Consider the following 13,015-nt stretch of genomic DNA (forward strand, 5'->3'; position numbering starts at 1 on the left):
GCGCGGGGTGGGATTCGACGTGCCGCGGCCGCCGACGCGCCGTGCCGCGGCCGGCTGTGGGGAGAACATGAACGAGGGGAAGCCCACGAAGGCGAAGTGGTGGGGCCGGCCTCGGCCGCAGGACGGCTCCGTGCCGGGGGAGGCGGGGCCGCAGCACGGCGCCGACGCCACCGACGGCGATCCGCACGAGGGCGACTTCGTCCTGAAACGCCCGGCACCGACCCCGCCCCCCGAGCCCTCACCGACACCCGCTTCCGCACCGGGACCCGTCTCCGGGCCCGCGCCCGCTTCTGAGGGCGTGTCGTCCGGCGGGGCCTCCAGGGACGGCGTCAGGAACGAATCTGTGGTGGGTGTCGGTACCGAGGCCGGAGGCACGCCGTCCGGCGGGACCGGAGCCGTGACGGGTGCTGCGGCCGAGTCCGGGGACGGACCGGCCGCTGAGCCCCTGCCCGGGGTCGAACCCGTATCCGCCCCCGAGCCCGCCCCTGCCGCCGAGTCCGCGTCCGTTCCCGCGCCCGAGTCCGCGTCCGTTCCCGCGCCCGAGTCCGCGGCCTTCGGCCGGCCCGAGCCGCTGCATGATCCCGACCCCTACAGCACCCCGCCCTACGGCGAACCCGGCCCCTGGGCGCCCGCCCCGCCGGTCCAGCACCCCTCGGTGGCCGCCGCGCACGGCACACCGCCGCCCGCCCCGCTGCCGACCGTCCCCGCCCGGACCGCGCCGCCCGGCCCTGTGCCGACCGGCCCTGTGCCGACCGTCCCCGCGCCGGGCGGGAGCACGCCGGGCGGGATCGCACCCGGCGCCGGCGTGCCCGGGCAACCCGCCCCGCAAGCCGCCCGGTTCGACCCGCAGGCGCCGTACGCGCCGCACGTCCCGCCGCAGCCGGTCGGCCCGCACCCGTCGGGTGCTCCCGTGCCGCCGGGGCCGTCCACGGACCGGGCCGCCGAGGTGCCGCCGCAGGGGGCGCACGGGCCCGTCGAGGTCCTCCCGGAGGACCGTTTCCCCGATGCCGGGCCCCCGGCCGACCCCTGGCAGCGCTACGACCCCTGGGCGGCCGCCCAGCCGGTCGCCGCGGCTCCCCTCCAGCTGAGCGGTGCCGCCGTGTCGGGCGCGCCGCACCGGCACGGGCGGGTGCGGCGCGGCCTGGTCGGTGGCGTGCTGCTCGCCCTTCTCGCAGGCGGCGTCGGCGGCGTCGTGGGCGCGTATCTGGAGCGCGAGGGACTGCTGGGGGACGTGAGACTGTCGCAGGCCGGTGCGGAGCCGTCCGGGCGGGCTCCGGACAGCGTCGCGGGCATCGCCGCGCAGGCCCTGCCCGGCGTCGTCACCCTGCATGTGAGCGGCACCGACGAACAGGCCACCGGCACCGGCTTCGTGCTCGACACCCGCGGCCACATCCTCACCAACAACCACGTCGTGGCGCCCGCGGGCAAGAACGGCCGGATAACCGTGGTCTTCAACGGCGGCGAGACCGCCAGTGCCGAGGTGGTCGGACACGACAGCGGCTACGACCTCGCCGTGGTGAAGGTGACCGGCGTCAGCGGCCTCAAGCCCATCCCGCTCGGCAACTCCGACGGCGTCCGGGTCGGCGATCCCGTGGTCGCCATCGGCGCCCCCTTCGACCTGGAGGGCACGGTCACCTCCGGGATCATCAGCGCCAAGGAGCGGCCCATCACCGCGGGCGGCGAGGCGGACGGCAGCGACGTCTCCTACGTCGACGCCCTCCAGACCGACGCGCCCATCAACCCCGGCAACTCCGGCGGCCCCCTCCTCGACTCCCGGGCCCGGGTCATCGGCATCAACTCCGCCATCCAGTCCGCCGACGGCGGTTCGGACTCCGGGACCGGTCAGGCCGGTTCGATCGGCCTCGGCTTCGCCATACCCATCAACCAGGGCAAGCGCGTCGCCGAGGAGCTGATCAACACCGGCAAGGTGACCCACCCGGTCATAGGCGTCGCCCTCGACATGGACTACAACGGGGACGGCGCCCGCATCAACCCCGCGAGCCACGGCGGCAGTTCCCCGGTCACCGCGGGCGGCCCCGGCGCCCGGGCCGGCCTGCGGCCGGGCGACGTCATCACCGAGGTCGACGGTCGGCGCATCCACTCCGGCGAGGAGCTGATCGTCAGGACCCGCGCCCACCGGCCGGGCGACCGGCTGGAGCTGACCGTCGACCGCGACGGCCTGAAGCGGAAGGTCGTGCTCGTGCTCGGTTCCGCGGGCGGCGACTGATCCGCCCGTCGACCGGGCCGGGGCCGCGATCGACAGAAACCTCACAGGTCGGGGCCCCGGCCCTGGTCCGGCCGGGCGACCCCGTCGAAAACCGGGCGTTTACACACACCCGAACACCCCGGGACGGTACCGGTCGGACAGGTGGGGCGGGTACCGTGGACCCGGCTCGGACCACGGACGACCACATATGACCACAGAGGGTCGAGGACTGAGGACATCGCAAGGAGCTTCAGGTGTTCAATGACATAGGACCGCTCGAGCTGATCACGCTCGTTGTCCTCGCCGTGCTCGTCTTCGGTCCGGACAAGCTTCCGAAGGTCATCCAGGACGTGATGCGCACGGTCCGGAAGATCCGTGACTTCTCGGAGAGCGCCAAGCAGGACATCCGGCAGGAACTGGGCCCCGAGTTCAAGGACTTCGAGTTCGAGGATCTCAACCCCAAGACGTTCATCCGCAAGCAGCTGGACAACGACGAGCTGGGGATCAAGGAGATCCGCAACGGCTTCGACCTGAAGAAGGAGATGGCCGAGGTCACGGACGCGGTGCACAGCGCCGACAGCTCGTCCTCGGCGTCCTCGTCGTCCCCGTCCGCCGGTTCCGCGGGCGGCCGGATCGACATGACGAAGAAGCCCGAGGCCCCCGGCGCCCGCGAGGAGCACCCGCCGTTCGACGCGGACGCCACCTGAGCGCCGTATCCGGGCCGTCGAACCCTCGACGCGTCACGTACGCCACCTGGCGTACGTGATGCGTTTCATATGCCGTCAGGGCCGCGCACGGCCCGAACGGGACCTCGGAGCGCCTCGCGCGCCGGGCGGTTTCCCGGCTGCCCGCGGCGAGGTGGATATGCTGCCGAGTTGTTGCGCGGACCGGACGAGTACGCCCGTAGGGGGGCGGGCCGCCCGGATCCGACGAGAGCGAGGAGGCGTCCGGGCACATGGAGACGACAAGTGGAGCGGTCGCGCAGGCACCGGCCACGGAGGGTGGACAGCAGTCCCCCGCCGCCTGGCGCACGGTCGACGGCTACCTGCCGGCGACCTTTCCCTGGTACGGCCTCGACGAGGCCTTCACCGGGCCGCGCTGGCTGATGCAGGTCGGTGCGGCGGCCGACGGCGCCGTCGAGCACGGGTCGATCGGACACGGTGAGGAGCCGTCCGTCCGCCACGAGTCGACCGAGGACCGGGAGCGCTTCGCGGTCGTGGTCACCGTCGCCGCCAACCCGGTGCGGCACAGCCCGGACGGCACCGGCGTGCTGGAGGCCACCTCGGTGTCCTCGGCGGCCTGGCTCGCGGGCGTCGGGCTGCTGTCCTTCACCTGGCCCGGCCAGATGGACCACAGCCTGCGCGACTCCTGGCTGGACCAGCAGACCGAGACGGCCTGGGTGCTGGCCGACGACCTCTCCGGACCGGACTGGTCGACGCTGTCCCTGCCGGTCGACGGTGTGCCGACGCCGTTCCACTACCGGGAGTCCGAGTTCGGCTGGGTCCTGGCCGGCTCGACCGAGACGGGCGTCCACGTGGGGGCGTACGGCAGGGGCATGAGCGCGTACGGTCTGGGCTTCGCCATGATCAAGGACATCACGACGTACGCCTAGCCGAGGCACGGCGGCACGGCAAAGGGGGGCTGTCCCGAGCGGGACAGCCCCCCTTGCCGTACCGGCTCTAGAACTTGTTCCTCGGCGTGATGCCCAGGGACAGCCCGGACAGGCCGCGCTGACGTCCGCCCAGCTTGCCCGCGATCGCCCGCAGGGCCGAGCCGGCCGGGGAGTCGGGGTCGGTGAGGACCACCGGCTTGCCCTCGTCGCCGCCCTCGCGCAGCCGGACGTCGATCGGGATGTTGCCGAGGACCGGGACGGTCGCGCCGGTCGTACGGGTGAGGCCGTCGGCCACCGTCTGGCCGCCTCCGGTGCCGAAGACGTCGACCATCTCGCCGCAGTGCGGACACGGCAGGCCGGACATGTTCTCGACCACGCCGACGATCTTCTGGTGGGTCTGCACGGCGATGGAGCCCGCGCGCTCGGCGACCTCCGCGGCCGCCTGCTGGGGCGTGGTGACGACCAGGATCTCCGCGTTCGGGACGAGCTGCGCCACCGAGATGGCGATGTCGCCCGTGCCCGGCGGCAGGTCGAGCAGCAGCACGTCCAGGTCGCCCCAGTAGACGTCCGCCAGGAACTGCTGGAGCGCGCGGTGCAGCATCGGGCCACGCCAGACGACCGGGGCGTTGCCCGGGGTGAACATGCCGATCGAGATGACCTTCACGCCGTTCGCCGACGGCGGCATGATCATGTTCTCGACCTGGGTGGGGCGGCCGTCGGCGCCCAGCATCCGCGGTACCGAGTGGCCGTAGATGTCGGCGTCGACCACGCCCACCTTGAGGCCGTCGGCGGCCATCGCGGCCGCCAGGTTCACCGTCACCGACGACTTGCCGACGCCGCCCTTGCCGGACGCCACCGCGTACACCCGGGTCAGGCTCCCGGGCTTGGCGAAGGGCACCTCGCGCTCGGTCTGGCCGCCGCGCAGGGCGGTCGCCAGCTCCTTGCGCTGCTCGTCGCTCATCACGTCGAGGGTGACGTCGACGCGCGTGACGCCCTCGATCCGGGAGACCGCCTCCGTCACGCGCTGCGTGATCGTGTCGCGCATCGGGCAGCCGGAGACTGTCAGGTACACGGTGACCGCGACCGCTCCGTCCGCGCCGATCTCCACCGATTTGACCATCCCCAGTTCGGTGATGGGGCGGTTGATCTCGGGGTCGTTCACCGTCGCCAGTGCCTCGCGCACCGCGTCTTCCGTAGCCATAAGGACGATGGTACGGCGCCGGGCCGGGGCCCCGGGAAGCCCGTCAACGGTCGTCTATGTCACGTACGGGCGGCCGATCCGACCGTTCTGCCGGGAATGTGCGGTGTCCGTTCGTGCGCCGCTCCTCCAGCTCCTTCGTCACGTCCTGCAACTCGGAGCGGATCCAGTCACGGGTGGCCACCTCGCCCAGACCGATGCGCAGGGCGGCGATCTCCCGGGTCAGGTACTCGGTGTCGGCGATCGACCTCTCGTTCTGCTTGCGGTCCTGCTCCAGGTTGACCCGGTCGCGGTCGGCCTGCCGGTTCTGCGCGAGCAGGATCAGCGGGGCCGCGTAGGAGGCCTGGAGGGACAGCATCAGGGTCAGGAAGATGAACGGGTACCTGTCGAAGCGCAGATGGTCCGGCGCCGAGACGTTCCACACCACCCACAGGATGATGACGACCGTCATCCAGACGATGAACCTGCCCGTGCCCAGGAACCGCGCGATCCGCTCCGACAGCCGCCCGAAGGCCTCCGGGTCGTACTCGGGCAGGATCCGGCGCCGGGGCGGGCGCGGCTGGTCCAGCCGGGCGCGCGGCCGGGTGGCGGCGGTGGCGCCCACGGGCGTCCGCTCGCGGGCGGGGTCGCGCTCGCGCTCAGGTGCCATGACCGGCCGCTTCCTCGTCCGCTTCCTCGTCGAGGTGGAACTCCGTCTCCCGCCAGTCCTCCGGCAGCATGTGGTCCAGCACGTCGTCCACGGTCACCGCGCCCAGCAGCGAGCCGGCCTCGTCGACGACCGGCGCCGCGACCATGTCGTACGTCGCGAAGAACCCGGCGACGACCGGCAGCTCGGCGTCCGGTTCGAGGGGGCGCAGATCGTCGTCGATGATCGCGCTGACCAGGGTGTACGGGGGGTCCCGCAGCAGCCGCTGGAAGTGGACCGTGCCGAGGTACTTGCCGGTGGGTGTGTCGTCGGGCGGCCGGCAGACGTAGACCTGGGCGGCCAGCGCGGGGGAGAGGTCGGAGTTGCGGACCCGGGCGAGGGCGTCGGCGACCGTGGCGTCCGGCCGCAGCACGATCGGCTCGGTGGTCATCAGACCGCCCGCGGTGTGCTCCTCGTACGACATCAGGCGCCGCATGTCGGCGGCGTCGTCGGGCTCCATCAGGCTCAGCAGCCGCTCCTTGTCCCGCTCCGGCAGCTCGGACAGCAGGTCGGCCGCGTCGTCCGGGTCCATCGCCTCCAGGACGTCGGCGGCGCGCTCCTCCTTGAGCTTGCCGAGGATCTCGATCTGGTCGTCCTCCGGGAGCTCCTCCAGGACGTCGGCGAGCCGGTCGTCGTCGAGGGCGGCGGCGACCTCGGCGCGCCGTTTCGCCGAGAGGTGGTGCAGGACGTTGGCGAGGTCGGCGGGGCGCAGCTGCTCGAAGGTGGCGAGCAGGCTCTCCGCGCCCTGTCCGTGCTCCTCCAGGGAGAAGCCGGTGACGGCGGACCACTCGACGGTCAGCGTCTCGCCCCGGTCGCGCCGGAAGGCGCTGCTCTTGCGCCCCTTGCGCACGAAGATCCGGTCGACCTCCCAGTCGCGGCGGGCGGGCAGCTGTCGTACCGACAGGTCGAGCACGGTGACCTCTTCGTCGGTCTCGGTCAGCGTGACGCGGCGGTCGAGGAGCTCGCCGAAGACGAGCCGCTCGGTGGGGCGCTGTTCGAAGCGGCGGACGTTGAGCACGCCGGTGGTGATGACCTGGCCGGACTCGATGCCGGTCACCCGGGTCATGGGCAGGAAGATGCGGCGGCGGGTGGACAGTTCCACGACCAGTCCGAGCAGGCGCGGGGGCCGTCGTCCGACGCGCAGTATGACGACCAGGTCGCGCACGCGTCCCACCTGGTCGCCGTTCGGGTCGAAGACGGGAACGCCGGCGAGGTGCGAGACGAAGATCCGGGGGGAGCCGGCTGCCATCACTCACCGTCTCTTTCCGTCTGTCCAGAATTGCCCGCTCGGGTGGGGTTCAGGCTAGCCCGTACCGATCGGCCACGCCCTGGTGAGCGGTCCGGACGGACTGGCTCCACCGGTCCCGTACGGCCCCGGTACGCTGCCGTACGGCGTCGAGGACCCGTGAGAGAGGCAGCCCCGTCTGTGACTGCGATTGCCCAGGGCCGTGGCCGTCGGGCCGCGCTGGTGAGCGCGCTGTGTGCCCTGGTCGTGACCGGCACGGGACTGACCGGGTGCAGTTCGGACCCGGACGCGGGCACGAACGGGGTGGGCAAGCTGTCCGCCGGGCAGATCGAGAGCAGGACCAGGACGGCGGCCGAGTCCGTGGACGCGGTGCGGCTGTCGGGGACCGTGGTCGCCGGGGGGAGCACCTACACGCTCGACATGCGCCTGAAGCCCGACGGCGGGACCGGCTCGGTCACCTCGCAGGGGGCGACCTTCCATCTGCTGCGGATCGACGACCAGCTCTACCTCAAGGCGAACGCGGAGTTCTGGAGCCATGAGGACGGCAAGGCCGGCGGCGGCACGGACACGGCGGCCGCCGACAAGCTCGACGGCAAGTACGTGAAGGTGCCCAAGGACGACCCCGCCTACCAGCGGTTCAGCGGCTTCACCGACAAGGACGTCCTGCTCGACGGCCTGCTGTCCCTGCACGGCGCGCTCGGCACGGACGGCCACCACGAGCAGTCGGGCGTGCGCACGATCCGTATCACCGGCGACAAGGGGTCCGGCGGCACGCTGGACGTCTCCCTGGAGGGCAAGCCGTACCCGCTGCGCCTGGAGCGCGCGGGCGGCGCGGGAACGCTCACCTTCTCCGACTGGGGCAAGGACTTCGCGGTGAAGGAACCCGCGAAGGGCGACACGGTGGACTACGGAAAGCAGTTGCCCACGTCGTAGCGGCTGCCCCGGTCGTGGCGGCCGGTCAGGTCGTGGGGGTGGCCCGCGTCGTGGCGGCTGCCCTCGGTGTCAGGGGTGGCGGCGTCCGCGCTTCTTCAGCAGCAGTCGCGGCAGCCCCGCCGGAACGGGCTGCCGGGTGGTCGCCGGAGAGGGCACCGGGGCCTGGGCCAGCGAACCCTCGGGAAGCGGCGCCGTCGCCCCCGTGGGCTCCAGCCGCAGCACCCGGCACTCGCGGGACCAGCGCTCCGTCATGGCCTCGCCGTCGGGCGCGTTCAGCCGCTTGCCCTTGAGTTCGGCGACCGCCGCCGCCCAGTCCTCGGAACCGGGCGCGAGCCGGACGACCCTGGCCGTCCAGGAGACGAGCCGGCCGCCCTTGTCCTTGCTGCGGACGGTGACCTCGGCCTCGGTCCCTTCGGCCAGCCCCGGCAGTGGCTGTTCCCCGGGCCCGTCACCGACGAGGTGCGCCGCGCCCTCGTGCCACGCGTGCCACAGCGCACGCGCCGCCGGGGCGCCGGCGCCCCTGACCCAGATGAGGCCGGACTTCTTGGTGGCTTCCTCGACGAGGGCCTGGTCGAGGAGGGCCTGGTCGAGCGACTCGCTTGTCATGGGCCCAGCCTATCCAGGACCCGTCACAGCCAGCCGTTGCGCTTCAGCGTGCGGTGGATGCCCACGCAGAGGGCGACCATCGCCGACATGACCACGGGGTAGCCGTACTTCGTGTGCAGCTCCGGCATGTGGTCGAAGTTCATCCCGTACACCCCGCACACCATCGTCGGTACGGCGATGATCGCGGCCCAGGAGGTGATCTTCCGCATGTCCTCGTTCTGCGCGACCGAGGCCTGCGCCAGGTTGGCCTGGAGGATCGAGTTGAGCAGTTCGTCGAAGCCGACGACCTGCTCCTGGACCCGGGCGAGGTGGTCGGCGACGTCCCGGAAGTACTTCTGGATGTCCGGGTCGACCAGCCGCATCGGCCGCTCGCTCAGCAGCAGCATGGGCCGCAGCAGCGGCGACACGGCGCGCTTGAACTCCAGCACCTCACGCTTGAGTTGGTAGATCCGGCTCGCGTCCGTGCCGCGCGGGCTGCCCTTGCGGCCCGGCGAGAACACCTCGGTCTCCACCTCGTCGATGTCGTCCTGCACGGAGTCGGCGACCGCGATGTAGCCGTCGACGACGTGGTCGGCGATGGCGTGCAGCACGGCCGACGGGCCCTTCGCGAGCAACTCCGGGTCGTCCTGGAGCCGGTGGCGCAGCGCGCGCAGCGAGCCCTGGCCGCCGTGCCGGACGGTGATGAAGAAGTCCCGGCCGGTGAAGCACATGACCTCGCCGGTCTGGACGACCTCGCTGTTGGCGGTGAGCCGGTCGTGCTCGACGTAGTGGATGGTCTTGAACACGGTGAACAGCGAGTCGTCGTAGCGCTCCAGCTTCGGTCGCTGGTGCGCCTGCACGGCGTCCTCCACGGCCAGCGGGTGCAGCCCGAACTCGCCCGCGATACCGGCGAATTCGGATTCGGTCGGCTCGTGCAGACCGATCCACACGAAGCCGCCGTCGCGACGCACCAGGCGCATCGCCTCGTGCGGGGTCAGCGGCTTCGCGGTGGCGACGCGGGCCCCGTCGCGGTAGACGGCGCAGTCGACCACGGCGGACGGCGTCGAGGGGTCGCGGGTGGTGTCGTAGGCACCGCCGTCCAGTCGCGGACCGTCCTTGTGCAGACCGTCCTTGCGCAGCGAGACGCGGGACGGTCGGACCGCGGCGCGCAGTTCGCGGATCATCGACATGGGCAGGCTCCTTCGCAACGAGCAACGAAAGGCCGCCGGGGCACGGGTGGAACTGCCCGGAATGGGGACGTCCTGTAGGCGTCTCCCCGCCCTGGGGCAGGGGAAGGATGTTTGGCACGTCCACAAAGCGGGGAGCACCGCACCGTTGCGGTGGCGAGCTTCGCTGCTGATTCAGATCAGACAGATCAGGCAAGACGAAACGAAGTGCTCTTCCGTAGCGGTACGGATGCGAGAGGTGGCAGCCAGCCAGAGCCAGAGCAGCTACATCAGCGGCCGGAAGAGCGGGTGGTACTGCCAGGTCGACTTCGGTCCATTGCAGCCCCACCTCCTCCGGCCGGTCCCTCGTAAGGGAGTCCCATCGGCGTCAGGGCCTGATCGCGACGCTTCAGCGCGCTGCCCCGAACCACCGGGCAAGAGTATCAGCCGACTGAAGTGTCAAGTCGCTGCTTTGCCCTGTGCTGACGAGTTCTATGCTCACCGCATGGCTGATGTTCTTCCACTGGTGGAGGCCCGGTTGCGCACCGCGCTGGGCGAGCCGGACGCACGCGCCGCGGTCACCTTCCTCGGTACGGACCGCATCGAGGTGCTGCGGTTCCGGGACGACTCCAGGGAGGGGGCCGTCGTCCGCTACGCCACGCTCGGTATGTCCGCGCAGCCCATGGCGGACCCCACCGCGATGGTCGCCGACCCGGTCAAGGGGCCCCGGGCCGAGCTGGTCCTGTCCGTCCGCGCGGGGGTCGCCGACACCGACAAGGTGCTGCGCTCCCTCGCCGTGCTCGCCGCTTCGCCGCAGGTCGAGGGGCTGATCGTGACCCCGGGGGCCTCACTCGACGTGGGGGAGCCGCTGTGGCCGGGCGCCCCGTTCACCTCGGTCCTGGTCGCCGAGCCGGGCGGGCTGGTCGAGGACCTGGAACTGGACGAGCCGCTCGACCCCGTACGGTTCCTGCCGCTGCTTCCCATGACCCCGAACGAGGCCGCCTGGAAGCGCGTGCACGGCGCCCAGGCGCTCCAGGAGCGCTGGCTGACGAACGGGACGGACCTTCGGGATCCGTCCCGCAGGTCCGTCCCGCTGGAGTGAGCAAGGTCACCAACACCCGCCCGGAAAGCGTCGGTTGATTCGTCCCGCTGTTGCTCGAAGCCCTCAGCCCGCGAAGACGGTGACGCCGTCCTCTGTCGCGTGCCGGGTCTCCAACTGCTCCGCCATGGGGGTCCCCCCGCTCGAGCGAAGCCGAGAGTGGGGGAGGGTGAGCGCGTCGCGTCGTACGAAGACCACCACCGCGCCGACGACGGCCGTGACCGCCGCGACGACGAACGGGACGTGGACGTCGCTCCACTCCTCGATCTTCGGTGCGAAGAACGGCGCGGCGGCGGCCGCGAACCACCGCACGAAGTTGTAGCCCGCGCTCGCCACGGGGCGCGGCGCGTCCGAGACACCGAGCGCCAGCTCGGTGTAGACGGTGTTGTTCACCCCGATGAAGGCACCGGACAGGACGGTGCAGACGACGGCCGTGGCGTGGTCGCCGTAGCCGAGGACGAGCACGTCGGCGCCGAGCAGCAGGAGCGAGCCGCCGAGCACCTTCAGTGAGCCGAACCGCGCCTGCATCCGCGGGGCCACCAGCACCGAGAAGACGGCCAGCAGCACGCCCCAGGCGAAGAACACGGCCCCCGACCTGTAGGGGGTCATGTTCAGCACGAACGGGGTGAAGGCCAGCACGGTGAAGAACGTGTAGTTGTAGAAGAACGCCGAGACCGCGGCCGAGGCGAGGCCGCCGTGACCGAGTGCCCTGATCGGGTCGAGCAGCGAGGTCCTGCGGGCCGGCTTCGGCTGCTCCTTGAGGAACACCGTGATGCACAGGAAGCCGACCGCCATCAGGAACGCGGTGCCGAAGAACGGGTAGCGCCAGCTGGCGTTGCCGAGCAGGGCGCCCAGCAGCGGGCCGCACGCCATGCCGAGGCCCAGGGCGGACTCGTACAGCAGGATCGCGGCGGCGCTGCCGCCGGCCGCCGCGCCGACGATCACGGCGAGGGCCGTGGAGACGAAGAGCGCGTTGCCCAGACCCCAGCCGGCCCGGAAGCCGACGAGTTCGGCGACCGAGCCCGAGGTGCCCGCGAGGCCCGCGAAGACCACGACGAAGGCGAGGCCGAGCAGCAGGGTCTTGCGGCCGCCGATGCGGCTGGAGACGAAGCCGGTCACCAGCATCGCGAAGGCGGTGATCAGGAAGTACGAGGTGAAGAGCAGCGAGACCTGGCTGGCCGTGGCGTTCAGACCCTGGGCGATGGACGGCAGGATCGGGTCGACGAGGCCGATGCCCATGAACGCGACGACCGAGGCGCCGGCCGTCGCCCAGACGGCCTTGGGCTGTCGCAGGAGGCCGCCGGCTCCGGCGTCGAAGGGGTCCATCGGGTTCTCCGATCAGCGGGAAGATGGTTGGCGTATACACATATTAGATTAGCGTGGCTAACTAATGCAAGACGCACGTAGTTTTGGGGCGTGCGGGCCGACCGGTGACGCACCGGCGCGGGTTCCGTCCGGACGGGTGATCGTCCTTGACGTGGGCGTGCGGGGGTAGGACCGTGGGGCCCTATGAGGGGCGAACCCAGTTGCCCGAAGTGTGGTGGCCGGGTCAGGGCTCCCGGACTCTTCGCCGATTCCTGGCAGTGCGATGTCCATGGCGCGGTGCATCCGCTGCAGCCCGTGATCCCGCCCAGCGTCGAGGCCCTCAGTGTCGTGGTGCACCGCACCCAGGTGCCGGTGTGGATGCCGTGGCCGCTGCCGGTCGGCTGGCTCTTCACGGGGGTGGCCTACGCCGGTGACGACCGCAGCGGCGGCCGCGCCACCGCCGTGGCCTGCTCGGGACCCGGCCCGCTCGGCGGCATGGGGGAGCTGATCCTGGTCGCGGAGGAACTCGGGGTCGGCCTCGGCGCCCGCTACGCGGGGATCGACGCGCCGGATCCGGGCCCGTACATGAACGTCGAGAAGCCGCCCCAGGCCAAGGTGCTGGCCGCCGGCCGCCCGACCCCGCTCTGGCACGTCACCGGTGCTCCGGTCGACCGTGCCGTGTTCGCGGGTGAGGCGCTCGGGCTGTGGCTCTGGGCGGTGGTGTGGCCCGAGCAGTCGGGCCTGCTGATGTACGACGAGCTCGTGCTGACCGATCTGCGCGACGCCGGGGCCGAACTGGACCTGGTGCCCTGCGGCGCCCTGTCGCCGCGGCTGCTGGAGCCGTAGGCCCTGTCGGGGCTGTCGGAGTCCCGGTCCCGGGGTTTCGCCGCGGTCGCCGGCGCCCCGGGCCCGCTGTGCGGATCTGTAGGGGGCGTACCGGTGCTTCGGGTGTGACAAGGCGGGCGTCGTCCTCCCGCTAT

The 13,015-nt window shown here is 71.9% G+C and carries 12 protein-coding genes; 6 read left to right on the forward strand and 6 right to left on the reverse strand.

The annotated features are described in order from the left end of the window. Positions 1–67: 67 nt before the first annotated feature. The 3 genes from ACZ60B_RS04980 (at position 68) to ACZ60B_RS04990 (ending at position 3,818) form a co-directional block, all read left to right on the forward strand. Positions 68–2,227, forward strand: coding sequence for a S1C family serine protease (locus ACZ60B_RS04980; protein ID WP_469384239.1), 2,160 nt, complete (start codon positions 68–70; stop codon positions 2,225–2,227). A 233-nt stretch (positions 2,228–2,460) separates the two neighbouring features. Further along, entirely contained in the window at positions 2,461–2,913 is a 453-nt protein-coding gene (locus tag ACZ60B_RS04985; protein ID WP_469384240.1) for a sec-independent translocase, read from the forward strand. Positions 2,914–3,161: 248 nt separating this feature from the next. Continuing rightward, the gene (locus ACZ60B_RS04990) at positions 3,162–3,818 is read left to right on the forward strand and encodes a hypothetical protein (protein WP_469384241.1); all 657 of its coding nucleotides are present in this window, start codon (positions 3,162–3,164) and stop codon (positions 3,816–3,818) included. 67 nt (positions 3,819–3,885) lie between these two features. Here ACZ60B_RS04990 and ACZ60B_RS04995 read toward each other — a convergent pair whose 3' ends face one another. Genes ACZ60B_RS04995 through ACZ60B_RS05005 form a run of 3 tightly spaced genes read right to left on the reverse strand, consistent with a single transcriptional unit; the run spans position 3,886 to position 6,950 of the window. Continuing rightward, on the reverse strand, positions 3,886–5,019 hold the full coding sequence (locus ACZ60B_RS04995) for an Mrp/NBP35 family ATP-binding protein (RefSeq protein ID WP_469384243.1): 1,134 nt from the start codon (positions 5,017–5,019) through the stop codon (positions 3,886–3,888). A 43-nt stretch (positions 5,020–5,062) separates the two neighbouring features. Beyond that, on the reverse strand, positions 5,063–5,665 hold the full coding sequence (locus ACZ60B_RS05000; protein ID WP_469384245.1) for a DUF1003 domain-containing protein: 603 nt from the start codon (positions 5,663–5,665) through the stop codon (positions 5,063–5,065). After that, positions 5,655–6,950, reverse strand: coding sequence for a magnesium transporter MgtE N-terminal domain-containing protein (locus tag ACZ60B_RS05005; protein ID WP_469384247.1), 1,296 nt, complete (start codon positions 6,948–6,950; stop codon positions 5,655–5,657). The genes ACZ60B_RS05000 and ACZ60B_RS05005 overlap by 11 nt, the downstream gene beginning before the upstream one ends. Before the next feature lie 177 nt (positions 6,951–7,127). Here ACZ60B_RS05005 and ACZ60B_RS05010 point away from each other — a divergent pair, with 177 nt between their 5' ends. After that, on the forward strand, positions 7,128–7,880 hold the full coding sequence (locus ACZ60B_RS05010; RefSeq protein ID WP_469384248.1) for a hypothetical protein: 753 nt from the start codon (positions 7,128–7,130) through the stop codon (positions 7,878–7,880). A 69-nt stretch (positions 7,881–7,949) separates the two neighbouring features. Here the strand turns inward: ACZ60B_RS05010 and ACZ60B_RS05015 are convergent, their stop codons facing one another. Both ACZ60B_RS05015 and ACZ60B_RS05020 read right to left on the reverse strand, forming a co-directional pair. Further along, positions 7,950–8,486 (reverse strand): hypothetical protein, encoded by a 537-nt coding sequence (locus tag ACZ60B_RS05015; protein ID WP_469384250.1) that lies wholly within the window; start codon positions 8,484–8,486, stop codon positions 7,950–7,952. A gap of 23 nt (positions 8,487–8,509) precedes the next feature. Further along, the gene (locus ACZ60B_RS05020) at positions 8,510–9,655 is read right to left on the reverse strand and encodes a magnesium and cobalt transport protein CorA (protein WP_469384251.1); all 1,146 of its coding nucleotides are present in this window, start codon (positions 9,653–9,655) and stop codon (positions 8,510–8,512) included. 481 nt (positions 9,656–10,136) lie between these two features. On the opposite strand from ACZ60B_RS05020, the gene ACZ60B_RS05025 reads away from it, so the two are divergent. After that, positions 10,137–10,733, forward strand: coding sequence for a suppressor of fused domain protein (locus tag ACZ60B_RS05025; protein ID WP_450661573.1), 597 nt, complete (start codon positions 10,137–10,139; stop codon positions 10,731–10,733). Positions 10,734–10,796: 63 nt separating this feature from the next. On the opposite strand, the gene ACZ60B_RS05030 is transcribed toward ACZ60B_RS05025, so the two are convergent. Continuing rightward, positions 10,797–12,056, reverse strand: coding sequence for an MFS transporter (locus ACZ60B_RS05030; protein ID WP_469384253.1), 1,260 nt, complete (start codon positions 12,054–12,056; stop codon positions 10,797–10,799). 183 nt (positions 12,057–12,239) lie between these two features. Here ACZ60B_RS05030 and ACZ60B_RS05035 point away from each other — a divergent pair, with 183 nt between their 5' ends. Further along, positions 12,240–12,881, forward strand: coding sequence for a DUF6758 family protein (locus ACZ60B_RS05035; protein ID WP_152894656.1), 642 nt, complete (start codon positions 12,240–12,242; stop codon positions 12,879–12,881). Positions 12,882–13,015 lie beyond the last annotated feature (134 nt).

The organism is Streptomyces sp. NPDC104096, assembly GCF_055584385.1.